This is a genomic window from Zooshikella harenae, from assembly GCF_018837975.1.
In the GTDB taxonomy this organism is placed as follows: Bacteria; Pseudomonadota; Gammaproteobacteria; order Pseudomonadales; family Zooshikellaceae; genus Zooshikella; species Zooshikella harenae.
This window is the reverse complement of record NZ_JAGSOY010000040.1, coordinates 17,219-43,981: the sequence shown is the minus strand read 5'-3', so window position 1 is coordinate 43,981 and position 26,763 is coordinate 17,219. Positions and strand designations below refer to the sequence as shown.

23 protein-coding genes are annotated in these 26,763 nt (G+C 40.7%); 13 read left to right on the top strand and 10 right to left on the bottom strand.

All coding sequences use genetic code 11. The features are described 5' to 3' along the window. A partial coding sequence (locus tag KCG35_RS15865; RefSeq protein WP_215820772.1) for an SEL1-like repeat protein occupies positions 1-232 on the top strand: 232 nt, incomplete at its 5' end. Between the two features lie 35 nt (positions 233-267). Here the strand turns inward: KCG35_RS15865 and KCG35_RS15860 are convergent. Then, positions 268-1,017, bottom strand: coding sequence for a transporter substrate-binding domain-containing protein (locus KCG35_RS15860; protein WP_215820771.1), 750 nt, complete (start codon positions 1,015-1,017; stop codon positions 268-270). A 528-nt stretch (positions 1,018-1,545) separates the two neighbouring features. Here KCG35_RS15860 and KCG35_RS15855 point away from each other — a divergent pair. From KCG35_RS15855 to KCG35_RS15845, 3 genes are all read left to right on the top strand, one after another. Next, the gene (locus KCG35_RS15855) at positions 1,546-3,681 is read left to right on the top strand and encodes a CLIPPER-2 domain-containing protein (RefSeq protein WP_215820770.1); all 2,136 of its coding nucleotides are present in this window, start codon (positions 1,546-1,548) and stop codon (positions 3,679-3,681) included. A 115-nt stretch (positions 3,682-3,796) separates the two neighbouring features. After that, positions 3,797-4,999: a GNAT family N-acetyltransferase gene (locus KCG35_RS15850; RefSeq protein WP_215820769.1), complete on the top strand. Its 1,203-nt coding sequence runs from the start codon at positions 3,797-3,799 to the stop codon at positions 4,997-4,999. Positions 5,000-5,092: 93 nt separating this feature from the next. After that, the gene (locus KCG35_RS15845) at positions 5,093-5,806 is read left to right on the top strand and encodes a L,D-transpeptidase (RefSeq protein ID WP_215820768.1); all 714 of its coding nucleotides are present in this window, start codon (positions 5,093-5,095) and stop codon (positions 5,804-5,806) included. 64 nt (positions 5,807-5,870) lie between these two features. Here the strand turns inward: KCG35_RS15845 and KCG35_RS15840 are convergent, their stop codons facing one another. From KCG35_RS15840 to KCG35_RS15815, 6 genes are all read right to left on the bottom strand, one after another. Next, entirely contained in the window at positions 5,871-6,596 is a 726-nt protein-coding gene (locus tag KCG35_RS15840) for a protease inhibitor BamI-like protein (protein WP_215820767.1), read from the bottom strand. A 253-nt stretch (positions 6,597-6,849) separates the two neighbouring features. Beyond that, on the bottom strand, positions 6,850-8,685 hold the full coding sequence (gene mep72, locus KCG35_RS15835) for a biofilm-associated metzincin protease Mep72 (RefSeq protein ID WP_215820766.1): 1,836 nt from the start codon (positions 8,683-8,685) through the stop codon (positions 6,850-6,852). A 479-nt stretch (positions 8,686-9,164) separates the two neighbouring features. Next, positions 9,165-9,977 carry a TatD family hydrolase gene (locus tag KCG35_RS15830; protein WP_215820765.1) on the bottom strand — a complete coding sequence of 271 codons (813 nt, stop codon included), beginning with the start codon at positions 9,975-9,977 and terminating at the stop codon, positions 9,165-9,167. Between the two features lie 178 nt (positions 9,978-10,155). Then, positions 10,156-11,367, bottom strand: a complete 1,212-nt coding sequence (locus KCG35_RS15825) for an EAL and HDOD domain-containing protein (RefSeq protein WP_215820764.1) — start codon at positions 11,365-11,367, stop codon at positions 10,156-10,158. A 175-nt stretch (positions 11,368-11,542) separates the two neighbouring features. Then, positions 11,543-14,623, bottom strand: coding sequence for a MexW/MexI family multidrug efflux RND transporter permease subunit (locus tag KCG35_RS15820; RefSeq protein ID WP_215820763.1), 3,081 nt, complete (start codon positions 14,621-14,623; stop codon positions 11,543-11,545). Between the two features lie 14 nt (positions 14,624-14,637). Further along, positions 14,638-15,735 (bottom strand): efflux RND transporter periplasmic adaptor subunit, encoded by a 1,098-nt coding sequence (locus tag KCG35_RS15815; RefSeq protein WP_215820762.1) that lies wholly within the window; start codon positions 15,733-15,735, stop codon positions 14,638-14,640. 662 nt (positions 15,736-16,397) lie between these two features. Between KCG35_RS15815 and KCG35_RS15810 the strand changes: the two genes are divergently transcribed. From KCG35_RS15810 to KCG35_RS15800, 3 genes are all read left to right on the top strand, one after another. Next, a complete protein-coding gene (locus KCG35_RS15810) occupies positions 16,398-16,991 on the top strand; it encodes a TetR/AcrR family transcriptional regulator (protein ID WP_215820761.1) in 594 nt (197 codons plus the stop codon). Further along, positions 16,984-17,310 carry a hypothetical protein gene (locus KCG35_RS15805; RefSeq protein ID WP_215820760.1) on the top strand — a complete coding sequence of 109 codons (327 nt, stop codon included), beginning with the start codon at positions 16,984-16,986 and terminating at the stop codon, positions 17,308-17,310. Before KCG35_RS15810 ends, KCG35_RS15805 begins: the two co-directional genes overlap by 8 nt. Positions 17,311-17,387: 77 nt before the next feature. Next, positions 17,388-17,690 carry a Dabb family protein gene (locus KCG35_RS15800; RefSeq protein WP_215820759.1) on the top strand — a complete coding sequence of 101 codons (303 nt, stop codon included), beginning with the start codon at positions 17,388-17,390 and terminating at the stop codon, positions 17,688-17,690. Positions 17,691-17,787: 97 nt separating this feature from the next. Here the strand turns inward: KCG35_RS15800 and KCG35_RS15795 are convergent, their stop codons facing one another. The 3 genes from KCG35_RS15795 to KCG35_RS15785 are packed head-to-tail and all read right to left on the bottom strand — an operon-like array spanning position 17,788 to position 21,432. Beyond that, positions 17,788-18,498, bottom strand: a complete 711-nt coding sequence (locus tag KCG35_RS15795; protein WP_215820758.1) for a response regulator — start codon at positions 18,496-18,498, stop codon at positions 17,788-17,790. After that, positions 18,476-19,990 carry an ATP-binding protein gene (locus KCG35_RS15790; RefSeq protein WP_215820757.1) on the bottom strand — a complete coding sequence of 505 codons (1,515 nt, stop codon included), beginning with the start codon at positions 19,988-19,990 and terminating at the stop codon, positions 18,476-18,478. Before KCG35_RS15790 ends, KCG35_RS15795 begins: the two co-directional genes overlap by 23 nt. Beyond that, positions 19,990-21,432 carry a TrkH family potassium uptake protein gene (locus KCG35_RS15785; protein WP_215820756.1) on the bottom strand — a complete coding sequence of 481 codons (1,443 nt, stop codon included), beginning with the start codon at positions 21,430-21,432 and terminating at the stop codon, positions 19,990-19,992. The genes KCG35_RS15790 and KCG35_RS15785 overlap by 1 nt, the downstream gene beginning before the upstream one ends. A gap of 543 nt (positions 21,433-21,975) precedes the next feature. Here KCG35_RS15785 and ccmA point away from each other — a divergent pair. From ccmA to KCG35_RS15755, 6 genes are read left to right on the top strand one after another with little or no spacing between them, the layout of a single operon-like run. Beyond that, complete coding sequence (ccmA, locus tag KCG35_RS15780) at positions 21,976-22,608, top strand: cytochrome c biogenesis heme-transporting ATPase CcmA (RefSeq protein ID WP_215820755.1); 633 nt, start codon at positions 21,976-21,978, stop codon at positions 22,606-22,608. Between the two features lie 31 nt (positions 22,609-22,639). After that, positions 22,640-23,323 carry a heme exporter protein CcmB gene (ccmB, locus tag KCG35_RS15775; RefSeq protein ID WP_230409209.1) on the top strand — a complete coding sequence of 228 codons (684 nt, stop codon included), beginning with the start codon at positions 22,640-22,642 and terminating at the stop codon, positions 23,321-23,323. Positions 23,324-23,350: 27 nt separating this feature from the next. Next, positions 23,351-24,094, top strand: a complete 744-nt coding sequence (locus tag KCG35_RS15770; protein WP_215820754.1) for a heme ABC transporter permease — start codon at positions 23,351-23,353, stop codon at positions 24,092-24,094. Positions 24,095-24,116: 22 nt separating this feature from the next. Next, on the top strand, positions 24,117-24,296 hold the full coding sequence (gene ccmD / locus KCG35_RS15765; RefSeq protein WP_215820753.1) for a heme exporter protein CcmD: 180 nt from the start codon (positions 24,117-24,119) through the stop codon (positions 24,294-24,296). Then, the gene (gene ccmE / locus KCG35_RS15760; protein ID WP_215820752.1) at positions 24,293-24,757 is read left to right on the top strand and encodes a cytochrome c maturation protein CcmE; all 465 of its coding nucleotides are present in this window, start codon (positions 24,293-24,295) and stop codon (positions 24,755-24,757) included. The genes ccmD and ccmE overlap by 4 nt, the downstream gene beginning before the upstream one ends. Before the next feature lie 16 nt (positions 24,758-24,773). Continuing rightward, positions 24,774-26,762: a heme lyase CcmF/NrfE family subunit gene (locus KCG35_RS15755; protein WP_215820751.1), complete on the top strand. Its 1,989-nt coding sequence runs from the start codon at positions 24,774-24,776 to the stop codon at positions 26,760-26,762. The last annotated feature ends 1 nt before the right edge of the window (position 26,763 follow it).

Here is a 26,763-nt window from a genome sequence, read left to right as displayed (position 1 = left end):
TGAAGAAGGGCTTTATTGGTTACAGAAAGCGGCTAAGCAAGGGCATACAGAAGCAATGTATACAGTTGCTAGTTTAATGTTGATTGGTAAAATTAGCGCGGAGAATGCTCGTAATGAGGCTATTTGTCTATTAACGCAGTCAGCGGCAAAAGATTTCTTGCCTGCTGAAGAATTATTAAGAAAAATGCGTAGCCGACAACTAGAGATGCTCAGAATGAAAAAAACTGCGTAATAGCAGGCGATATTAGCAAATAGGTAGTATTAAATTTAGTTGTTAATACCATCTTGTTTTATGATTTTGTCAAAAGTGCCTGACAGTTTTATCTTTTTTAATCCATAATTGATAATAAAGATTTTTTGTTGAGGTGCTGTTGTTTTTTTTGAAATGGCTATATATTGAGTCATCATTGCTACAGGTGGATTGATAACAGTAAAGGCATTTTTATAGCGATGGTGTTTGACTTTGATTAAATAGTTAAGATAGTTTTCATCTAAAAGAGTAAGTTGAATTCTGCCTGAAAAAAGTTTTTGTAGATTTTTTTCATCATCAGCTACAAGATCAATATCATAGCCCTTTTTTTTGACTGATTCAGGAATATAGTAGCCTCTTACAGTACCAAGTCTGTAGTCACTTGATGTTAGGTCAATAGTTGTTCCTCTTTTTTTAATGAGTGACCATTTATTTGTCATCACTGGATCCGAGTATAAAAAATACTGGGTGCGTTCCTCTGAATACCAAACTCCCATTATACCATCTACTTTTTCCCCAAATTTGGCTTCTTCAATGGCTCTGTTCCATGGTACAAATTTGAGTTCAAGAGTATAACCTGAAATGTTGATGGCTGCAGATATAATGCGGGGAATGGGGCCATTTTGTTCCATACTTCGGCTATGGTAAGGAGGATAATCCATCACTGACAGAATGATGGTATTTGGTTTGTTGGCAGCTAAAACCTGAGTTGGCAATAAAGTGAGTAATATCAAAATTAAATGCTTTATTGTGTATAAACGTTCCATATGATTATTCATTAATGAGTACGATTACTAGTTAATAGTGTAGTCATTTTAAAATGCTACGTAATTATGATTGATTAATAGTTTGGCTTTCGGAAATTTAGTGATTTTTTTTGGGTTAATATTCAAAAAAATATTGTAACCCAATAGGTTGTCTTAGAAGTGTTAAGGTATATCGAATTTAACTAACGTTTGTATAAATTGTATGAGGAGGTTATGGGGCTATTAAATAGATACTTTTTCTGACATTATGGGTATCGATAAAAAGAAATATTTTTTTAGAATGTTGTTGTCAATAAAAATTCAGAAAAAACAGGCATCAATTAATCGGGTGATTGGTATAGTGTAAGTTAAAGGATGACTTAATATATGGAAATATCTTACATGTTATTTGCTTATTAGCTAAGAAGTGCTAGAAATAAACGGGCATTGAGCATTATTTAGAGTTCATTTTTTTGCAAAGCTGTAAAGTTTTATATGTCTTAAAAACAACAAGCACTATTTGCTTGTTTTGCATAACAAGGAGTGGTTATGTCTTTGAAAAACATACTTTTACGACCATTTTTTACTCCAAACTTATCTCTCTTTGATAAAAATACTGTCATTTTTTTATGTTGTTTGTTTGTTGCCAGCAGTTCAATGACAGTATTTGCATTGGATACTGAAGAAGCTTTTTGTATAGAAGAGACGGCAGGGTTTTCTGTTCAATGTTCTGCAAACGATGTAAGAGTAGCAGGGGTTGCAACTAACCCAGATGGCACACCTCAATTACAAATACTGGATGATGGCTGTGCGTATCAGGGCGATACCGTATCTTTTACCGCAACCTTTAAGGTGGAGGCTTCTGCAAAAGAGCGGCATGATATTGGTATTTACTTTGTTTCAGATGGTGATCCAAATAATGATGGGGCCCAAAGTGGGCGCTGCAGTATTTCGACATTGCCTTATCAACCTAATCCACCATGGCTTGATTTGGATGGTACTAATGATCCATTTCCAGGCACGACTGATCCTTCTGGTATTCAAGACACATGTGGTGATATTGACAAGCCAGATCATAACCCACTTTATCCAACAATCACCTTAACTGCAGTATGTATCGACCCTGATAAAGATGGAAAGTTAAATCTTCCTTATTGTACAAGCTGGCGACAAGCGGGTGCTAATGAGCTTTGTGTTAAACCAACCGATGCTTTTCCTGGCTCACCCTCTAAGTGTAAGTGTGATGAGACGTTTAATATTCCGATTGATGTGCCTCCCGCTGAGTTATTAGTTAATAAAACAGTTAATCCAGCAGAATTAAAAGAACCAGGTGGAGAAGTTACGTTTACAGTAGCTGTAACAAATGTAGGTATTGATCCAAATAATGATGTGACGTTAAATTCATTAGTTGACGATATTTATGGTGATATTACCCAGTCAGGCCATGATAATATTACCAATACCACGTGTAGTACACCTCAAACAATTCCATCAGATGATAGAAACCCAGGTGGAATAGATACCTACTCATGCCAGTTTACAGCACTAATAGCGGGTAATGCTGGTATGGTAGAGACGGATACGGTTACTGCTCAGGGGACAGATGACAATGGTAATAGTTTAAGTGGACAAAGTAGTGCAACAGTTACGTTACTTGATGAATTACCCGAAATTGTAGTCAGTAAATTAGTATCACCCTCAGAGCTTATTGAACCCGGTGGTAATGTTACTTTCACTGTTTCAGTCAATAACGCAAGCAGTGCCAGTAGTGATCCTGTAACGCTATCTGAGCTGGTTGACAATATTTATGGTAATTTGAATGGTTTGGGTACCTGTAGTACACCGCAAACAATCCAACCAGGTGCGATTTATACATGTTCTTTTACCATGCATGTGACTGGGAATGCAGGTGATGCTGAGACTGATACCGTAACCGCTTCAGGAAGTGATGATGATGGTAATGCTGTGGCTGCAAGTGATTCTGCAACAGTGGTCATACAGAATGTACCATCAGCTATTTCGTTAGTGAAAACTGCTAATCCTGATCAAGTATATGAGCCAGGAGGTAAGGTTACTTATACCTATATTGTGTCGAACGACTCCAGTGTTGATTCAGTAACAATTAATAGCCTTACTGATAACTTACTGGGTGGTCTTAATGGACAAGGAACCTGTAGCTTGCCTCAAACGTTAGCGGCTGGTGCCAGTTACACTTGTCTTGTGACCAGTGTTGTGAGTGGTAATGGGCATGACTCTGTTACTAATGTTGCTGAAGCAAAAGGTATTGATGATGATGGTGAAGCTGTTTCTGCTATGGATGATGCAACAGTCAATATTAGCAATGTACCACCTGCTGCTAGTTTATCAAAAGTTGTAAGCAGTGCATTGGTGACATATACAGTGACTATTTCAAATGACTCTGATGCTGAGCCATTAACAGTGAATAGTTTAATAGATGATAAGTTTGGCGATATTACACAAATACAAGGCAGTATAAAAAATACATCATGTATTGTGCCTCAGCAGCTGCAGCCTGCAACGCGGCCAGGAGATAGTTATAGCTGTACATTTGATGCGCAGGTGAATACTGTTCCACATACTAATACTGTGGAAGGCTCTGTTGTTGATGATGATGGATCAGCTCCAGTCAAACCAACAAGTAGTGCTACGATTTCGTGGGAATAGTAAGTTAAGTAAATAAAAAAGCCGAGCAATGCTCGGCTTTTTTATTGAATAATATTGACGATAAAACATAAAATTTATACTGCTTCGATAATGACTGTTGGTAGAAGGAAAAAATATGAAGGATACCTTTCGTTTATTGAAAGATAAAAAATTACGTCATAAGGAAAGATATACGTCATTGGGGTACCAATATGTTATTGCAGATAATATCAATTTTTTAAAAAAAGATGACTGGAATGAAATAACGAAGAATAAATCAGTATTTATGAGCATCGATTACTTACGGGTTTTAGATGCTTATAGTCCTGAGAATACCGAACAACGCTATGCTCTAGCTTATCAAGAGGGAAAACCCATCGCGGCATTTGTTTTTCAAATTGCTGTTATTGGAGGTGAACAATTAGTTTTACCTGACAAAAAACTAAAAGAACAAGTCATTAAACGCTATCAAGAACGTGTATTAGTCTGTGGTAATTTGGTATCTAATGGTTTGCATGGGCTTGCTTTTAGTGATGAGCTTTCTATTGAGCAAGGGTGGCGTATTGCTGCGGAACTGATGTATCGGATTCGTCGTGGTGAGAAAATAAATGGATCAGTTAATTTTGCGATAGTTAAGGATTTCAATGAGAATGAGCTGGAGGCTTCTATGGTTATGGAGCGTTACAGTTATCGAAAGATACAAACGGACCCGGATATGGTGTTACAACTCTCTCAGAACTGTGATTCGTTTGATGAATACTTGCAGCTATTGACCTCAAAATATCGGAACCGAATAAAAAAAGTCATAAAAACGCTTCAACAGGCCAATATCACTGATCTGCGAATCGTTGATTTAGCTCCTTATGAGGCTATTATTCATCGTTTGTATTTACAAGTGGAAGAGCGAGCAGAAGTCAGGCCAGCCACATTACCAAAAGGTTATTTTTCAGCCTTAGCTGATGCGTTAGATGAAGGTTTTTGTTGTTCGATTATTAAACTCAATAATGAGGTTGTGGGCTTTGTTACAACAATAAAAGATGGTGATATTGCTAAGGGGTATTATGTAGGGTTTGATGCACAAATTAACCAAACATTTCCCATTTACTTTAGACTGCTGCAGTTAGTGGTAGAGCACGGGATTAGCATGGGGTGTCAAGTAATCTCTTTTGGAAGAACGGCATCTGAGCCTAAAACAGGTTTAGGGGCTAAACCATCTTCTACTTTTGTCTGGGCTCGTCACCGGTTGCCCTCTGTGAATTTTATTGTGAGAAAATTGTTTCGTGTGATTCCTTATGAAGAAGCACCCGATCGCAATGCGTTTAAAAAATTGGAGGGATAACTTTGTTTCTAAAAGAACAAAATGAATGATCTATAATATTAAAGTTAAGTTCTATTGAGTTGTAAAATTAGTCGTATTTAAAGGTGTACTGTCATGAATAAGAATTATGTGGGTTCATTGGCAGTGTTTATTGCAGCACAGTTTTGTATTACGCCATTATTTGCTAGTAAATCACATTACGGAGAACGGTTTTGTAGCTATGAGACAATTACCTGTTACAAAGTAAAGCATGGCGATAGTTGGCATTCCCTTTTTCCTGATTCGGCGCGGCGCGATTTGATTCAGCGATTTAATCGTATGAATGTAAGGTTGCGTCCAGGAATGAAACTTGCTGTCCCAAATGAGCTTCACACATTGTCGGTTATGGATATTTCTCCATTTAAGCCGCAAATACCTAACTCAGGTGAAAAGTTAATAGTGGTTAATTTAAATGTATTAGCATGGGGAGCATATAATGAGGAAGGTAATTTAGTTCATTGGGGACCGCTGTCTGGTGGCAAGGATTGGTGTCCGGATGTAAAACGTCCTTGTCGAACGGTGACAGGAACTTATTCGATAAAACGTAAACTAGGTTCTAGTTGTAAGTCTTCCAAATATCCTATAGGCAAAGGTGGCGCACCTATGCCTTACTGCATGTTCTTTTTCCGTGGGTTTGCATTGCATGGCTCACCCTATGTACCTGGTTATAATGCAAGCCATGGTTGTGTTCGCTTGTTTCCTGAGGATGCTCGCTGGATTAATCAAGAGTTTGTCGACCCCCCATCATCTCCATTTGGTGGAACAACGATCGTTGTTGAGCGTTCCTAAGATGAAAAAGGCCAGTTTGTTAGCTGGTCTTTTTCATCTTTAACGCTGGATCTTAAGGGAGGTATTAACTTGGATTTTCTGGGGGAACTTCCTCTATTGCGGTTGGCGTTACTGAATCAGTACCTTTTTGAGAATTTAGGTAAGTAATTTCGGAGTCATCAATAATTGTAGTATTACCTGATTGATTATCAATTGTCACGGTATACACACCCGCAGCAGTGGCAACAGTCATATACGTTTGTTTTGCGCCACGACTGATAGATACTGTTTCAAAGCTTTCTCCATTGACTTTTTGACCTGTCCAAACATTTACATCATCGAGAGCGTTACGTGTGCTGGTAAGCTTCATATCAACCACATCATTAATATGAGGTAATGGTAGGGTAAGTGTTTGGCCAACGGCAAAATTTTCAATGACACCTGTATTTATTTGAGCATGAGCGACATGAAGTCCATTTTCTTCAACGATGGGCTGTTGGTCGTTAATTTCCCACGCTTTTATGGGACCGTAATCAACTGAACCTTGTTGCATAAGCGCTGGATCTATCTCTGCGACATTAATAGGGTTTAGCTCTTTTAAGTTCTGTTCTGGTTTTGCAGTAGCGACTGTCGTTTCTGTTTGTTGTTGCGTTGGTTGTGTTTGTGACGATACGGTTGTTTGCTCTTTTGTTTCTGGAGCTTGAGCTACTGGTTTTGGAATTGCTGAGTCGTCACTGGGTTGATAAAAAATGATAACGGCTATTGCACCAACAATTAAGGCAACAACGGCAGTGGTTAAATGTTTAGACATGGTGGCACCTCTTAAGAGATGTAAAAAAGGGTGTTTGTGGAACTACTTTATGGAGTGTTAGAGCTGATGAACTTAGCCTAATAACGTCTGTAAATACTTTGCCTTTCAGTATTTATAAGATGCTTGCAAACAGTATAGTCGAATATAGGAGTAAGTGATTTTTAGGTGTGTTAGAAAAAATATTTTTTTAGTATTTAAATTTATTTAGTTATAAAAAAAGGGGCATGGAATGCCCCTTTTTTTATTGCACTTATTATTTCTCTACAACTTTGACATTGTCGATATTAAATTTAATACCAGCGTTAGGGCCAAAGAAGAAGAGTTTTTCGTAGCGAAGCTGACCTACAGGTTTGAAGGTAATATCGCCACTGATTGCTTGCCATTGGCCAGCAGCTGTTGGTTGACGCTTGATGACTACCCAGTGATGGCCAGCATCATCAATATAGTACAGTCTCATATCAGCATACTGAGTGCCGGTAGAGGCTGCATCAAGACGGAAGTCAGCAGAGATAGTGTAAGTTTTGCCTGACTTGATGATACCTTTAACATCATACAGTGCACCAGAATACCAGTAAGGGCGGTAAGTAACAGCTAAGCTGTTATAGCCTGTTCCTGCTGATATTGGGGCTAATTGGATTGAGCTTTGGAAAGCGGCTCCCCAACTTTGTAAACCATTTTCAAAATCACTGTAGAGTAATGATGCTGGCACTACAGGTTTTGGCTGCTCACTGGACTTGGTTAGCTTAACTTCGTCAATCAACAATCCTGTATCACTATAGGGTGAATGAATGAACAGGTAGGCGGTTTCTAATGAGGTCAATGTTGAGGTTTCTTCAATATTGATACGCTCAGAAATAACCGTAAATTCCTGATCAGTAACTGATGCTACTTTGATGGTTTTATAACGCTGTCCAGGTATAACGAGAAAGACCTGTACGTCACGGCGAACATTTGCAGTGCTATCTATTTTGACTTTAGCGGAAAAGTCGTAGTTAGTATTGAGCTGTAAACCTTCGATAGGCTGATAAGCACCATTACTGTAACGACCATTGCTAGCATGTAAAACATTGTCAATACAGTCGTTAGTGACTTCAGAGATTGCTAGCTGTCCCCCGTAAGTAGAGCCCCAGTAACGAGTGCTATTTTCATTGAAATCACCATCTTTAACCAGGTTGTCTGCAACAGGTTGTTTTTTACAGGCAGTTTTAGTGACTGTAGTTTCTGTTGTTGTTTCCGTGGTGGTTTCAGTGGTCGTTGTCTCTGTCGTGGTTTCTGTCGTTTCAGTTGTTGTTGAGGAAGTTTCATCAACAACTTTGGTTGGCATAAAATCAGCCAGTTGAGTAGCTAAGCGGTTTAGTGCTTCAGAGGCATTTGCTGATTTGCTGTCTGTGATTGGTTTACCACAGGCTAAGCCTTTACATGCATAAACATTGGGGTTAGAGAAATATTGTAAACGAGGTACATAGCTACCACTTGAGTAGGCTGATTGGTAGGCCATTGTTGTTACGAAAATATTATTTTCACCATGACCGCGTGCCCAGTCGTAAACACCTCCTTTACTACTTTGGGCATAAGAGTGTCCAAGACTCATGTTATGCCCTAATTCGTGGGCATAAGAGCTAGTACATTTAATATTTACCCAGTTGAAGGCATAAGATTTGGCATAACTGTAGAGTTTGTTGGTTTTTTCATCGCCCATACCAACATAACCTAAACCACAATAGCCTGTTGCTGGGCCAACTAATGATACAAAGTCAGCACCATATTGTGCACGAAGTGAAGCAACATATTCGCTATTTTTTAATTTTTCCAGGTCGCCATCACCAATGACATCGCCAAAACCTTCACTAGCGGGTAACGCGCTGTGGTGTACTAAGCGTAACCGCATATTGATTTTACTGTTGATATAGCTTTGATTAGCGTATTCAACCAGTGCATTGAGACGTGCAGCCATATCATTACTTTTTTCAGTATTGGCGGTATATACAGCCATTACGTCGATGACAACAGGCTCAGCAATAGCAACTGTCGATATCGATGCTACAGCAAAAGCCACTGGACTTAGCAGTGCCTTACCAAGTGCGTTCATAACTATCCTCTTTTCCCTAATCTAACGTCGTTAACGTGACTTTGTTATTTATTAATTTTAAAAAAACAAATAACAAAACCATTTATTTTGGTGCATAGGATTTAATGGTTGTGTTGGCAGTAATACCTTTTTTTAATTTATTGACGCTGAGTTGTGGGAGAGAAATTTACCTCATTGAAACAATAGTATGACTTGAAGTTTGTCACAAAAAAACTTTGTTCGTGAGGTGAATCAACATAATAAAGATAAACGGTTAACGATAAATATGTATTTTTTATCTTGTTTATAGTGTGATATTGATCAGATTGATAATGATGGGAGTGTTGGTAAGTTTGTACCAGCTTAAGTTATTAATTAACTTGATAATAAATTTAATTAATAACAAAAGGCGATAGAAATACTGAAATTAGTGAGAAAAAAATTAAAAAATGGAGAAACGCATATTGTTTCTCCAAAAAAATAGAGTATTTAAATTTGGTTTATGCAGTGAGAGGTAATTGGAAAAAAGACTTAGTCACTTGCCAGGTTTCGTTAGCAACCCTTGCATAATCAGTGTGTTGGCCGTCAGCGATGGTTTTTACTACTTCAGGTAAGAAGGCTGGTTCGTTGCGTCGAGACTTTGGTTTAGGATTTAGTGTTCTTGGTAAAAGGTAAGGTGCATCAGTTTCAACCATAAGTCGGTTGCTGGGAATACTTGGTATAAGCTTTAGGAGATGTTGTCCACGCCGTTCATCACAGATCCAACCTGTTAAGCCGATGTGCAAATCTAAATCCAGGTAGTTAAACAACACGTGTTTCTGTCCAGTAAAACAATGAATAACGCCATTAATAAGGTGATCCCGATAGTCTTTTAGAATGGCTTGCATACGCTGATCGGCATCTCGTTCGTGTAAAAAAACGGGTAGCTTTAACTCACAAGCAAGCTCAAGTTGTTGAATAAATACTTTTTCTTGCTGGGGGCGAGGTGAAAAGTCTCGATTAAAATCCAGGCCCATTTCTCCCAAGGCTACTGCTTTTTTATCGGTTGCTAGTGAGCGAAGTTGGTTAATACTTTTAGCGTTTGCCTGTTTGGCATCATGGGGGTGAATACCTACGGTGGCAAAACATGTATCATCATATTGGTTTGCAAGTTCCAGAGCTTTTTCACTGCCATTAACCGAGGTACCCGTAATAATTAGGGTTTTAACCCCAGCTTTTTTTGCTCTTGCAAGTACTTCTTCTCTGTCATTAGCAAAAGATTTATCCGCAAGGTTGACTCCAATATCAATTAAGGTGGGTGCTGATGATTCCACAGTTGAAAAGACCTCTTTTACATGAAAAAACTTTTTATGTTTTTTTTACAAAGATGCTTTTAATAAAAGCGATAGGGGACTTTTAGCGAACTTGTCGTTGTATAACCAAAACGGTATATCGCAAATATTGCCCACATAATTTGTCCATATAAAGTGTGTTTATATAAAAGGGATAAGCTTACAGTTTTTGCAGCTGGTGTGCAGCACTTAAACTAGCAAGGTAGGCGTCTCGAACAGTAAAATCACTAATGTTGAGTTGGAGTAGTCGTCCCCAGTTAATTTTTTGCCAAGCAGCTTGTTCATATAATATTGTGGTTGACAGGATAAACCCCATGATGCCTTTATAGTGTAATGCGGCATCAATATGTTCAGAGGGTAAAGCTAGACTTGATAAGACACTCTCTAACGTTTGGTCAAAAAAGGCATCGAGCATTGACAGTAACCCTACCAGAAAATATTGAGAAGGATCACTGCCTTTAATATGGCGAGACATCAGCTGGCACATCAAAGCCCTTTGTAAAGCCAGAACGATGAGCTCATTGGGTTTATCCACCAGGGTGCTTAGTTTAAGCATGATAACAAGGTTGCGTATTTGGGTAATACCAAGCATCGTGATGGCTTGCTTAATACTTTCAACAGTCCTTGTTCGGCGGTAATAGGCGGAGTTTACAAGTCTTAATATTTTGATCGCAATAGTAGGGTCTTTATCAATAATGGACTCTAACTCAGAGACTTCTACATCAGGATTTTGCAGTTTTGCTAACAGCTGCATCACGATCGCTTTATTAGACTCAAGCCGGTGACCATGAATTTGTTCGGGCTTGCATAAAAAATACCCTTGAAATAAGTCAAAACCAGCCTCACGACAAAAACTAAGCATGCCATAGGTTTCAACTTTTTCGGCCAGGGTTTTTACGTTGTATGCTTTTAGTTCGGCCAGAATTTGGGGGATTTCTTCTTTTGAGGTATCTAATACATCAATTTTTACAATATCAACATAGGGTAGGACAGAAGGTTTATCTTCACTATGCTGGTAATCATCAAGGGCAATGGTAAAACCTTCATCATGTAACTTTTTTACTGCAGCAACAGTTTGTTCATCGAAAATAATATCTTCTAACACTTCTATGACAAAACGGTTTTTATCGATGACTGGTGGACTAAATAAGAGCTGATGAGTGAAATTTACATAGGCAGGAACATCACCAATCACATCCTCTAATTGTAATGATCCAATAACACTATCCAGTAAGTTGGATGTGGCGGCATTCCCATCTTCAAAAATGGCTTGATGATCATTCTGGTCTCTAAATAATAACTCATAGGCCTTGACTTTTTTTTGTGTGTCAAAGATAGGTTGTCGAGCCAATAAAACTGTCTTTTCTGCCATGATGATAAGTAAATTTTAGCCGTGAGGGGTTCCCTAATCCTTTCTAGTCTAGTTGACTGAGTATAGCTTGGGTAGCTCAATGGCTGTGCTTTTTGGCTTTAGTAATAAGGTGGGATCAGTAGAAGAAAGCCTCACTAATAGACTGAGATTCTATCAGTGAAGCTTGAAGTTGAGGTTAGGATGAGTGAGTGGCAGGTTGTGCAACTAAATCATCGGTCTCAATGTCTTCTTGGTGTTTGCGAGCAAAGAAGGTGTACATAGTGGGTACAATGTATAAGGTAAATAATGTACCAACAGTCATACCTGTTGCTATAACCAGGCCAATATTGAAACGGCTAATAGCTCCAGCGCCATCCGCCAACACGAGTGGTACGACACCCAGTACCATAGCACCAGTGGTCATAAGTACTGGACGTAACCGAATTGCCGTAGCTTCCAGAGCCGCCTGATGAACACTGTAACCACGTTCTTTTTGTAACTGATTGGCAAATTCCACAATGAGAATGCCATGTTTACTGATCAGACCTATTAGTGTCACCAAACCAATCTGGGTGTAAATATTCATTGTGCTGACACCCAAAAAGAGTGGCACTAATGCCCCAAAGATTGACATCGGTACACTGATCAGAACGACAAAGGGATCACGGAAACTTTCAAACTGTGCAGCAAGCACCAGATAAATCACAATTAACGCAAAGACAAAGGTAATCAGTAATGCGTTACCTTCTTGCATAAATTGGCGCGATACTCCCGAATAATCTCGACTGAACCCTTGTGGAAATACTTTATCAGCAGTTTTATTCAAAAATGCCAATGCATCACCCAAGGCAACACCTGGCATAACAATACCTTGGACAGTAGCAGCATTTAGCTGTTGAAATTGCTTAAGCTGATTGGGTTTACTGATTTTTTTAGTCGTAATAACCGTACTTAGTGGAATAAGGTCATTCTTCTGGTTTCTTACGTAGTAACGTTTAAGCCAACTGGGATCAATACGTGATAAAGCATCGGCTTGAGGAATGACTTTGTAGCTTCGTCCATCAAGGGTAAACCGGTTTACTCGGCCTTCACCCAGCATGGTGGCCAATGTATTACCGATAGCCTCCATACTTACTCCAAGTCGTGCGGCTTTATCCCGGTCAATCCAGACTTGCAGCTCGGGCTTATCAAATTTGAGATCACTGGTGATCATCATGAATTTACCACTTTTTCTGGCTTCAGCTAAAATTCGTTCAGTGACTTGATGAAGTGTCCGATAGTCTGCGGTGGTATTCACAATAAACTGAACAGGTAAACCTTCACCTGAGCCAGGTAGTGGTGGCATGTTAAATGAAAAAATTTGTAAGCCGGCAACTTCATTTAATTTTTGCTGTAGTTGAGGTTGTATTTCCAGCTGACTGCGCTCACGTTCATTCCAGGGTTTGAGAATCATGCCTGCAATAGAACTATTGACACTGCCCATACCATTGACCAAAAAAGAGCTGTCATACTCAGGGAATGAGCTAAAAATAGACTCAAACTGTTTAGTGTATGCATTCATATAATCAATATTGGCATACTGCGGTGATGACGAAGAAATAAACACAATGCCTTCATCTTCGTTTGGTGCAAGTTCACTTTCAATGAATAAAAACATGACAGGTAAACTGCATAAAATAACCATCGCAAATACAACAGTTGGCGCACGGTATTGTAAAATACTGGCAAGAGAGCGTTGAAAGCGTTGTTTAAGTAGGTCAAAGAGTTGATCTAATTTAGCGGCTAATTTACTCTCATGGCTGGAATCCTGTAATAATTTGGAGCACATCATAGGAGATAACGTCAGAGCAATAATGCCTGAGATTATGACTGCTCCTGCCAGGGTAAAGGCAAACTCAGTAAATAATTTACCCGTAAGCCCTCCCAAGAATCCAATTGGGGCATATACTGCTGCTAAGGTAATCGTCATGGCAACAACAGGCATGGCAATTTCTCGTGCACCTAATATTGCCGCTTTAAAAGGGCTTAATCCTTTTTCAATATGACGATGAATATTTTCCAGTACGACAATCGCATCATCCACCACCAAGCCAATAGCCAGTACCATGGCTAACAGGGTGAGCAAGTTGATGGAGTAACCCATGACAAGCATGAAAAATAACACACCTACCATGGATAACGGGATTGTCACAACCGGAATAATGACAGAGCGTAATGCCCCCAAAAACAGGAATACAACAAAAATAACAATGACTGTGGCTTCAACCAAGGTATTGACCACCTCATTGATAGACGCTTCGATAAAGCGAGTCGCGTCATAAACAACATCAGCTTTTAAAGTAGAAGGAAGTTGTTTTTTGACTTCGGGTAATTTGTTTCGTACACGCTGAATGACTTCCAGAGGGTTTGCTGAAGGTGTTGAGCTGATTGCCATATAAACGGACTGAATACCATTAAAGGCAACATAGGAGTCAAAGTTTTCAGCAGACAATTCGACGCGAGCGACATCCTTAACACGCACAAGCACATCTGCACGACTGGCAATAACAATATTGCTAAAGGCTTGGGGTGAGGTTAAATCTGTTTTGGCATTGACGCCTGTAACAATAAATTCACCTTTTGTTTCACCTGCGGCAGAAAGAAAGTTATTGGTGAGGATTGCCTGGTTAATATCTTCGCTTGTAATTTGGTGGGCTGCCATTTTTACAGGGTCCAGCCAGATACGCATAGCGAAGGTTTTTTTACCTAATATTTCCGCCTCTGCAACTCCTTCAATGGTAGCTAATTTTGGTTGTACGACACGTGTTAGGTAATCTGTTACTTGCTCGTTATTCATTTCCTCGCTGTAAAAACTCATATACAGTAAGGCTGTACCTCGTGCAGACTCTTTGGCGACTACAGGTTTGTCAGCATCTTCAGGTAGTTCATTTTGAACTTCAGCCACTTTTGCCATAATTTCAGTTAAAGCAGAGTTAGCGTCATACCCTAAATTAAGATTCGCTTTTACCGAAGATACACTTTGTTGACTGTTTGACGTGATGTAGTCAATACCTTCTGCACTGGCGATAGCCTGTTGGATCGGTGTGGTAATAAAGCCTTGAATAACATCACTACTGGCACCAGGATAGGTGGTGGTAATGCTGATAACAGCATTTTCGAGCTTGGGATACTGTCGAATACTGAGGGTTTCAAAAGCTTTAAAACCTAATAATAAAATCATCATACTCACGACAGTGGCCAGCACCGGTCGTTTAATAAAAACATCAGTAAAATGCATGGTGTAGCTCCTGCCTACAACTCAACATCATTATTGATAATGATGCGGGTACCATTATTGAGCTTTAATTGTCCAGAGGTGACCACCTGAGCTCCAGCTTCCAGACCACTAAGGATGGCCACATCACCATTTCGTTCTTCACCTGTTTTGACATAATGGCGTGTGACAGTGAGTAAGGGATTACCATCTTCAGCTTTTCCATCCTCTTTAATTAAAAATACTGAGTCGCCATATAAACTGTAGGTAATAGCGGTGAGAGGAACTGTGATGACAGATTTGGTCGTAGGTAATAAAACACGTAAATTAGCAAACATACCAGGTAAGAGTTTATCGTGTTCATTACTGACACTGGCACGAACTAACAGATTGCGTGTTTCTTCATTAACCTTTGAGTTAACTGCAATTAATTTCCCCCGGAAGACATCTTTATTATGTGCTTCAACCGTAAATTCAACTGTTTGATTAGTTGCTAATTTAGGGAAATCCTGTTCAGGTAAACTGAAATCAACATATAAAGGATTAGTGTCCTGAAGGGTGGCAATAGGTGTTCCTGGAGAAACATATTCTCCTAAGTCGACCATACGAATACCTATTTTTCCATTAAATGGTGCACGAATCGTTTTTTTCGCAATAACTGCTTTAGTACTTTCTACACTGGCAACGGCTTCTTCTAAGGTTGCTTTACTACGATCAAAAGTAGTTTGAGGAATTGCCCGCTTAGCCAGGAGCGTCCGATCACGTTCGTAATTAATTTTGGCCAGTTTTAATTGTGCTTCAAAACGTTTTAAGTCTGCCTGCTCAACTTGATCATCAATTTTGATTAAGATCTGGCCTTGAGAAACATCTTCCCCTGATTTAAATAATATTTCTTTAATTGTACCTCCGACTTCAGTACTTACCTCTACACCATTGACGGCGGTGAGTGTACCAATTGAGTTTAAATAGGGTTGCCAGTTTTGTGACTTTGCTTTGTCTGCAGAGACAGTAACAGGAGGGGGTGTATAGTTAGCAAATGCTGCCATACCTTCAGTTATTTGCTGGTATTTCAGGCCAAAAATAGCACCAAATATAATTAGTAATATGATAATGACAATCATCATGCGTTTAAACATGAAGAATTCCTTGCTTAAGTGTTAGTGACTTCAATGACCTGAAAACAGGCATATACCATTTATAAATAATATTAAATTTATGGAGTTTTTAATAACCCATGTTGTATACAGTTTTATTATACGTAACGTTATGTACGCTTTATGAGTGAATGAATAGCGCTAATTGTCCATTATAAAGTGATTGTCGGTGTACTTCATCGTTGATTTTTTTCTGTCATTGTGAGCAGTAATAAACGTAAGATTAACTATTTAGTGTCGGTTGCTCTATCTATGCACTCTCGCAAAGTATTTTTCTCCAATTAATGAGGTTAACCAGGAGATCGTGCTAAAGCAGATTGGGCTAATCATTAGCCAGATGAAAAAAGCTCACAATGTGTGGTTAGTTTCAAAAATGTCCCAAAGTCTATTTATCCTTCGCGACAGCGATTTAGAGACTTAGTTGCTTAAGTCGCTGATAGACAAAGAACAGATAACATTTTAGGGAGTAACCATACTCAATAAGCGCAGATGTTCTTAAAAAGGGTCTCTGTTTAAGTTTTGTCAAAATAGCGTATGATGCATGGTTTTCTACCATACTATAACGTATGTTTTTATTTTCATGCAATCATTCTTGCTGAGTTCAGCATGATAGTAAGATCTTTCGGTGAGTGGATAGATAAGGTATGACTAAAGCGACACATGAAGATTGGCTCTACGCAGGGTTTCGTATTTTGGTTAACAAAGGACATAACCAATTAACCATTGATCATTTGTTATTGTTGCTTGGGGTTACCAAAGGGTCGTTTTACCATCACTTTAAGAGTCGCCATGATTTTACTGAGCAGCTACTGAGTTATTGGCGAGAACATATTGCTACCCGAAGTATCCGTGAGTTACAGCAACGTCATTTGTCCCCTTTAGCTTGTTTAGATGAAGTATTAGTAGGAATGGCCAGTAGTCGGGATGTAGGAACAATTATACCACAGCTCCAGGGAATTGATGCTTTGATGTTGGAAATGGCAATACGTGCTTGGGCACAACACTGTAGTTATGCAGCAAGTCATCAGCATAGTGTTGATCAGGAGCGAATGGCATTTTTACACAACATGTTTAGCCAATTGGTTAACGATCAGACATTAGCTAAAAGTTTTAGTTGGCTGCTAATGTTAACCTGTGTGGGCGAAAAACATGTACCTATTGAAATTAGCAAGCAACAGTTTCGTCAGGTTCTATTATTAATTCGGCAATTAGTGGTAGAGCAATCAGCTAATGGGTAGGTTAGCGTATTACCCTTGGTATTGTTTTTGTCATTGTTTTTACCATAGTGTTATCTGCCATGGAGATAGGCATCGAGCAGACTATTTGCGAAAAAAAGGACAGACGGCTGACATGACAGAGTTAACCATCAGGATGAATAAACTCAAGCAGCAGATTGTAGAATGTGAGCGTAAAGCCAGGGAATATGAACAGCAAGCGCGAGAAATAACAGTTTATCAGCGCTTTGATAATCGACGGGCAAGTTTGTTAAAACAAAAAGCACGTGCTGAGCGTCGTAAAGCTGAACAGCTAAAGCAAGAATATGCTCAATTAAGATAATAAAACGATGATAACCCAAGGTTGGAGTGGTATGGTGTTATTGCATGAGTAAGATGAAGTGATAATAAGGGTACCATATGGTTTGTCATATTGTATTGTTGAAATGCAAGTCCACAGTGACTGAGGAAGATTTTCGGCAACTTGAAGCGGCACTACAGGGCCTAGTTGGTAAAATACCAGGTCTACAGCAGGTTGAGTTTAATAAAAACACAAGTCCTGAAGGTAAGCACCAAGGTTATACCCATGGCTTTTATATGATGTTTGAAGATTTAACTACGCGTGATGTGTATTTGACTCACCCCGAGCATCAGCAGGTTAAGCCATTTATCCGTAACGTGTTGGCTGATGAGCCAGAAGCGCTATTAGTGATTGACCTTTGATCATTAGTGGCAGGTAACTTACATATAGCAGACATTAATATGTTGGTTATTTGATGTTTGTTGTTAATGTCATGCCAAACGATATGAACTACATAGGTTAGCGGTTAGCTGACAGTTCACTTTCTGAGTCCTTTCCAATAAAGCGATACCCAATCCCTGGCTCAGTTTCAATAAAGCGTGGCTCTATGGGGTTATCTTGCAGCTTTTGTCTGAGCCGAGCGATAAAAATACGTAAATAATGCGTATCATGAATATGATGTTCTCCCCATAGTTCTTTAAGTAAATACTGTTGGGTAACCAGACGCCCTTGGTGATTAAGGAGTGTTTGTAGTAATGCAAACTCTTTTTTAGATAAGTGAACAGGTTGGTCATTAACCAGCACTTTTCTTGAGGCAAAATTAATGTATAGGCCTTGTTGCTGATGCTCAACAGTGGGGGTTGATACGTTGGCAAAACATTGCAGTAGGTTTCTTACGCGGGCTAAGAACTCTTTAATGCCAAAGGGTTTTTCTACATAATCATTCCCACCATGATCAAAGGCCATGACTTTTTCATGCTCTTGGTTCCTTACAGAAAGTACCAAAATAGGCTGTTGAGCAAACTGTCGTATTTCCTGAAGGACCATTTGTCCATCCATGTCAGGCAAGCCTAAATCAAGTACGATTAAATCGGGTTGCTCTGTTGCAGTTAGATTAATGCCTTGCTGTCCATTTTCAGCCTCAACAATTTCATATTGCTGAGACTGCAGGCTGATGCGCAAAAAACGGCGTATCTGAGGCTCGTCATCAATGATCAGAATCCGCGCCATCGACAGGCTCCTCTGTAGGTTGTTGAGTGGGGAGTGGGATATGGAATACAAAGGCTGCACCATTGTGAGGGGAGAGGGGATCAGTGACATCAATAAAGCCACCATGGGCTCGCAGAATACTTTGACTAATCGCTAGGCCTAAACCCGTGCCATGTGGTTTACGATCACCTCTACTCACGGTATAAAACATATCGAAAATTTGCTCTCGTTCATCCTGAGGAATGCCAGGTCCTTCATCGATTACGCGCAGTATTAACGTGTTTTCTTGCAATGCTGTTTGCAGTTCAATTGCACCACCCTCTGGAGTGAATTTAATAGCATTTTCAACCACATTAAATAGTGCCTGTTCAATCAAGGCGGGGTGAATATAAAGCAGTGGTGTTGGCTGAATTCCTGTGACATGGATTTGTTGTTGATGTAAGAGTGGTTTGGTCCGTTTTAGCGTGACATTAATGATATCTTCTATGGTGACCCAGTCTCTTTCCAGCTTAAGTTCACCATGTCCAATTCTGGTCATATCTAATAAATTCTGAACATAACGGTTTAACCGTTTAGCTTCTTCTAGAATTGCAGTCAGGAGTTCTTGCTGGTCATCAACACTGAGTTGCTGGTGAAAGGCTTGTAACGTGCTTACGGAACCAATCATGGTTGCAAGTGGGGTACGTAAATCATGAGACACAGAAGACAGTAGCGCTGAACGTAACATCTCTCGCTCTTTGTTCATTTTTTCTTGCTGCAGGCTATTCATCAAATTGCACTGGCGAAGTGCCTGTTCTGCTTGTTGAACAAAAGTGTGGATGAGAATAGTGGTCGGGGGAAAGGGTGATGAATCTGTTTTTGCTGAGATCATGAGTACAGCAATCACGCTATCCACTTGTATTGGAAAAAAAAGATGCGGGCTTTGGCTGAAACTAGAAGCACCAGCACCACAAGGCTGAGCGTGTTCGGTGGCATTTTGAAAAGCATTCTTTGCTGCTGGCCCCAAAGAAGGTGGGCTGTCTGGTGAATAATGTTGACAGTTGACGTGTAGTACCTGGTTAATATGTTGACATAAAGTATCAAGAACCGCTTGTTGGGATAGGCAAGACGACAAGTGTTGGGCAAGCTGGAGTTGGTGATGCAGCATTTTATCATTGCTGTGTAGTAGCAACATTTGCTGCCGTAGGCGTCCACCAATTCGACCAACGACGAGTGCAATAAATAGAAAAAAACTGACTGTCAGAATTTCTTCTTGATGGATCATCTCTAAGGTAAAGCGTGGACTCATAAAAAAGAAGTTATACGTCAAGAAGCTTATGAGTGCACACAAAATTGCAGGTGTGGTGTGGGTATGGAGAGCCGTGAGTAACACCGCCGTTAAGTATATGAGCGACACATTCGCAATAGGCAAATAGTTTGCTACAACCGTCGCCAACAGTGTGGCTAAAATGGGGGTGGCTAATGCTAACCAATAAGGGTGGTTAAGCCACTGAGGTGGAAACAGATTCATCATTAGCGACGCCAGAAATCACGAGAGAATACCACTAGTACGCTCAACAGCTCCAGGCGTCCAAGAATCATTGCTATGGCTAGTAGCCATTTAGCACCTGCAGGTAAGCTGGAAAAATTGCCTGCAGGTCCAATAGTATCACCTAGTCCTGGGCCTACATTCGCCAGAGCAGTGATAACACCCGTTAGGCTGGTTAGTAAATCAACGCCTAATAAGCACAATAAAATAGTAAATACAGCAAGTGATAAGAAAAAGATAAAGGCAAAGGCTACCGCTGAGGCAATAATGTCATCGCTTAGCTTGCGATTATTGTAGCGTCGACTGACGATAGCATAAGGATGTACAAGCTTGCGTAATTGCTCACGAACTAAGCACCAGGAGATTTGAAAACGAAATATTTTTATGCCACCACTGGTAGAGCCAGAACATCCGCCAATGAATGTAATAATAAAGAAAACAGCAATAGGAAACTCACCCCAAAGGGTATAGTCCGTTGAGGCATAACCTGTTGTGGTAATGATCGATACGACATTAAAGGTAGTAACAGTAATCGCTTGGACAAAGCTGGTGTCGGTTTGTTGAGCCAAAAAAATAGCTAACATGACTGATGGAACAGCAAACGAGATAATTAAGCCTTTTATTTGCTGGTCATTAAGTAAACGAAAGTCATGACTATGCCAAAATCTTACCAATATTGTAAAAGGTAAAGCAGCACATGCCATAAACAATGTGCTTATCCATAAAATGATTGGGGTTGCAAACTGCCCCATAGACTGGTCTGAGGTTGAGAAACCACCTGTAGAGATTGTAGTCATTGAGTGATTCAAGGCATTAAACCAGTCCATGCCTGCCAATCGATAACAGAGAACGCAGACAACTGTGAGGGTTAAATACAGTAATACAATGGTTTTTGCGACCTCACGAAACTGGGGTAGGGCTTTATCTGACCAGTCAGAAGACTCTGTTTGGAATAGCCGCATGCCCCCGACACGCAGAAAAGGTAAGATGGCTACCGCCATACCAATAATGCCAATCCCACCCAGCCATTGCAGAATGGACCGCCACAGCAAAATATCTCGTGGTAAATGTTCTAAGCCGCTGATGACGGTTGAGCCTGTGGTGGTAATACCTGATATCGTTTCAAAAATCGCATCCGTTACACTTAGCCCCTGCTTTACCAAAATAAGCGGCAGGGAAGCAAATGAGCTGACCACAACCCAGCTAAAAACCGTTAGCAGGAAGAGTTGGTTTGGATTAAGACGATTAATTGGGGTTCGACAAACGCCTATCGCAAGAATGCCACAGCCTGCTGTAATCGCTGAACACATAACAAATACCTTCCAGTCCTGGCTTCCCGCTAGAAGGACTATGGGCATTAGCATTAAGGCTGCAAGTAACAGCAGAACAATACCAATGATACGAATAACAGGCTTGGCAAATGACATGGTTGATCCTGTGTTTTTTAGAGTCAGTGAGGTAGCTGAGAACATTGACATGTTCTCTGTCGTTAGTGGGTGAATACACTGAGCACTAGAAGCACTTGATTAGGTTGTAGAACCTTATATCCTTCATGCATGATTTTTGTATATAAGTTTCTGGGGCTTCATCGCTTGACGGCTGCCCTTATAAACCATTCGTTGTGGATATAACATTGATCTTGCATAAAATAATCAATTTTCCCGTAAAAATAACAGTTATTTTTTTGCTTGTGTCCGTAAATAAAGCGTAAATATATGTCAAATATTTGCAATCTACATCAGATCGGTATAATAGCGAGCAATTTACATCGTCATTGTGCGTTATGTGTTGTACACCCTAGGGTGCCATGACTATCAAAAAACATATCAAGTCTTCTATCTCTGCGAATGAGATGACTATTTGCGTAGGTCTGAGAAACTGTACCTTCAGAGAAGAGGGGGTAGAAGACATTGAGATAAGCGTACCTTAGCCTGCGCTAGGGTAATTTTAGCTGAGATGGTTAACCTGTCGTGACTGAGTTTTTAAGCGTCAACCAGTTAGTATGTGAGCGTGATGAACGTCTGTTATTTCATGGACTGAGCTTTACGCTTAACTCCGGAGAGATTCTTCAAGTAACAGGTGCAAATGGGAGTGGTAAAACTTCTTTACTACGCATTTTGGCTACGCTTACAGAAGATTATGAAGGTGAGATTAAGTTTGCAGGTGAGTTGATACAACGTGTATTACCTGAGTACAGACAGCAACAGTTGTATCTTGGGCACTCTCCAGGTATTAAAGGCCCTCTGACGCCTATTGAGAATTTGCGTTGGCTTCAAGGGTGGTATCAATCATTATCTGAGCAAGCGATAGAAAATGCGCTTACTGCGGTAGACCTATACGGTTATGAAGATGTTCCTTGTTATAGTTTATCGGCGGGTCAGCAGCGACGGGTTGCACTAGCCCAACTTTACCTAAGTCATCAGGCACTATGGATTTTGGATGAACCTTTTACGGCAATAGACCAGAATGGGGTTCACCATCTTGAAGCTTTGCTAGCAGAACAGGCTAGTCAGGGTCGATCTATCATATTAACAACACACCACCAACTAAATGTGCCAGATGGTTTCATTAAAAAACTGGATATCGCTGATTATGGTGAGTGAAATTAACGCGCCTGCCTCAACAGTAAAGCCTATGCTGGTGAGTCCTGGAGCTGCTGTATGGGTAACACTATGCCGTGATTTGCGGCTTGGTTTTAGACGACAGGCTGAGCTGATTAACCCACCCTTGTTTTTTTTAATTGTTGTCACGCTATTTCCTCTGGGTATTTCTCCTGATCCTGATTTTTTAGCCAAGCTTGCTCCAGGTGTTATATGGATTGCAGCTTTATTAGCAACGCTTTTGGCTATGGACTCTTTGTTTCGGGGCGACTATGAAGATGGGGCATTGGATTTGTTGTTAGTCGTGCCACAACCACTATTTATGCATGTTCTTGCCAAAGTTTGCGCGCACTGGCTTTTGACTGGTTTACCTTTACTGATATTGGCGCCAATGCTTGCTTTGATGCTATCTCTGCCATCTCAAGCCTATATGACACTGATAGCCAGTCTTGCTTTGGGAACACCGTTACTGAGTCTGTTAGGTGCAATAGGTGCAGCACTAACGGTCGGCATTCGGCGGGGTGGCATGTTATTATCATTGCTTATTTTACCCTTATATATTCCTGTGCTGTTGTTAGGCACGGGAGCTGTCGTTGCCGCCAGTGAGGGACTACCCGCTGATGGTCAGTTACTCTGGCTTGCTGTGTTACTGACATTGGGATTAACGTTGGCTCCATTTGCTATTGCGGCAGGGTTAAGAATTACCGCTTCGGGATAAGCCTGGAAAAGTTTAGAGTTTAAATAAATGAATTGGACGTGGTTTCACAAACTTGGGTCACCCAAGTGGTTTTATGAGATTAGCAGTCGCTGGTTACCCTGGTTAGTTATTCTCACCATATTGTTATTGGTGACAGGTGTGGTATGGGGTTTAGCTTTTGCCCCTGCAGAACGGTTTCAAGGTAATAGTTACCGCATCATTTTTATTCATGTACCAGCGGCTTTTTTGGCGCAAGCGACCTATGTGTTGATGGCCATTACCGGTGGCGTTGGACTCATTTGGCGAATGAAAATGGCTGAGCTGGTAGCAAGCTGCTGTGCTCCAATTGGTGCCTCTTTTACGTTATTGGCATTACTAACAGGTGCCATATGGGGGAAGCCAACCTGGGGAGCTTGGTGGGTGTGGGATGCCAGACTGACATCCATGTTGATTTTATTGTTTCTGTACTTAGGATTTATGGCACTGCAGGCTTCCATTGATAATATGAAAACAGCGGCGCGCGCATCTGCTGTGTTAGCCCTTGTTGGTCTGGTCAATATTCCCATCATTAAATATTCTGTTGATTGGTGGTTTACGCTGCACCAAACGGCATCAATTAAGTTAACAGAAAAGCCAGCCATGCCGGCTGAAATGTACTACCCACTTTTTATTTGTCTTGCAGGTTTTTATTGTTTTTTTACCGTAGTTTTACTTTTAAGGTTACGGACAGAAATATTACATCGAGAGCATAAGACAGGTTGGGTAAAAGCGTTGATGAGCAATAAGCGCTGATCAAGGCTAAAGGAGACTTATCATGTATTTTGAATCCTGGGCCGATTTTTGGGCAATGGGCAAGCATGGCCTTTATGTATGGAGCTGTTATGGTATTGCTGTTGTGGTCATGATTTACAATATTTGGGCGCCACTTGCACAGCAAAAACGTTTTAAACAGCGCTACTTACGTCAGTTAAGACGGGAGGCTCAGCAACAATGAACCCAGTCAGAAAAAATCGCTTGAGGATCGTATTGTATATTGTGTTTGGATCGAGCCTGGCTGCTGTTTTAGGACTGCTCGCGCTAGATGAAAACATGAATTACTTTTACTCACCTGTTGAGTTGGCTGCAGGGAAAGCACCCGTTAATAAAACAATTCGTGGCGGTGGCCTTGTTGTCGTGGGTTCTCACCAGCGTGATACCAAATCTTTAGCGAATACGTTTTCGATTACGGATGGTCAGGCAATAATAAAGGTTCATTTTACAGGCATATTGCCTGATCTATTTAGAGAAGGACAAGGCGTAATCGCGGTTGGTAAACTGAATGCATCAGGTGAGTTAATGGCTGATCAGGTGCTTGCCAAGCATGATGAGAATTATATGCCACCAGAAGTAGAAGGCGCGCTAAAGCAAGCGGGCCACCCTGATTATTCTTCTTCTCCCGCCGCTGCGACGAACTAATGGTGGAGACCAAATCATGATTGCTGAGATAGGTCATTTTGCCGTTATTCTTGCATTTTGCTTATCGCTGGTGCTGGCGATAGTACCGTTGATTGGCACATTGCTAAAACAAGAGTTATGGATTGCTATGGGAAAGCCGTTAGCCGTGGGTCAATTTGGCTTTCTGTTAATTGCGTTTATTGCTTTAGGTTACTGTTTTGCTACTGATGATTTTTCAGTGGCTTATGTGGCTCAAAACTCTAATAGTCTACTGCCTCTGCCTTATAAAATAAGTGCAATTTGGGGTGCTCACGAAGGCTCTTTTTTGTTGTGGTGTTTGATGACTGCGGGCTGGACACTGGCTGTTGCTATTTTTAGTCAAAGTCTACCGCGTTACCTGGTTGCTAGGGTATTAAGTATCCTGGGGCTTTGTAGTGTTGGTTTTTTAGCTTTTTTATTATTTACCTCAAACCCATTTAAACGTTTATTGCCTCATGCCCCTATCGATGGTCGCGATCTGAATCCTCTATTACAGGATTTTGGCCTGATTATTCATCCACCTATGTTGTATATGGGCTATGTTGGATTTTCTGTGGTTTTTGCGTTTGCTATTGCGGCATTATTAGGTGGGCGCCTTGATGCTGCTTGGGCGCGTTGGTCTCGTCCTTGGACGACAATTGCCTGGAGCTTTTTAACTGTAGGTATTGCGCTGGGTAGTTGGTGGGCATACTACGAACTTGGCTGGGGGGGCTGGTGGTTTTGGGACCCTGTCGAAAATGCCTCTTTTATGCCCTGGCTGATGGGAACAGCACTTATCCATTCTTTAGCGGTCACTGAAAAGCGTGGTGTCTTTAAAAGCTGGACAGTTTTTCTTGCCATTGCAACGTTTTCTTTGAGTCTTCTAGGTGCATTTTTAGTTCGGTCAGGTGTTTTAACATCTGTACATGCATTTGCCACGGACCCAGCACGAGGCGTATTTATTTTAGCCTTTTTACTGTTAGTTGTGGGTGGCTCGCTTCTGTTATACGCGCTTCGTGCACCTGCAGTACAGAGTAGTACTCAATTTTCGCTGTGGTCGAGAGAAACACTGTTGTTGCTGAATAATATTGTGCTAACCATTGCCACAGCATTGATTCTTGTGGGTACCTTGTATCCGTTACTTGCGGAAGCCCTTTCAGGTAGCAAGTTATCTGTTGGCCCACCTTATTTTAACCAGTTCTTTCCTTGGCTTATGGTCACACTCGCACTGTTATTAGGGATTGGTATTACCATTAACTGGAAGCAAAGCCGAATGCTGCAATTGTTTAGCTATTTGCGTTGGGCTTTGTTAGGTGCATTACTCTTGGGCTCGGTCCTGAGTGTTTGGCATACACAAGGTTGGTTATTACCTGTATGGGTTGGCTTGGTTGTTGTCCTGTGGATTGTCTTGTCGGTGTTGACTGATGTTCTCCGCAAATTAAGAAATCAGTCATCCACTTGGCAAGGGCTGCGGAAATTGACCTTAAGTTATTACGGAATGCATTTGGGCCACATTGGGTTTGCTGTTTGTATTCTTGGTGTAGTGTTAACCAGCTTTTACAGTGAGGAGCGTGATTTGCGCATGGCACCTGGTGACCAATTACAGCTGTCTGGGTTGACCTTTACTTTTATGGGGACTCAACGTGTAAAAGGTCCAAACTTCGAAGCAGATCAGGGAGAAATTAAGGTTACAACCCTTGAGGGTGGACATGTCACAACCTTGCATCCTCAGAAACGTCGATATGAAGTACAGCGCTCAATGATGACTGAAGCGGCTATTGACCCAGGCTTAACACGAGACCTCTATGTTGCACTGGGAGAGCCACTGGGTGATGGTGCTTGGGCGGTACGTATTCATTATAAAGCCTTTGTGCGTTGTATATGGCTTGGCGCTTTAATTATGGCATTGGGCGGTATATTAGCAGTGCTGGATAAGCGTTATCGACGACGACGGGTTGTTGTGGCGCGTACTGAGCAAACTTCTGAAACTGCCTATTCTCATGCGTAAA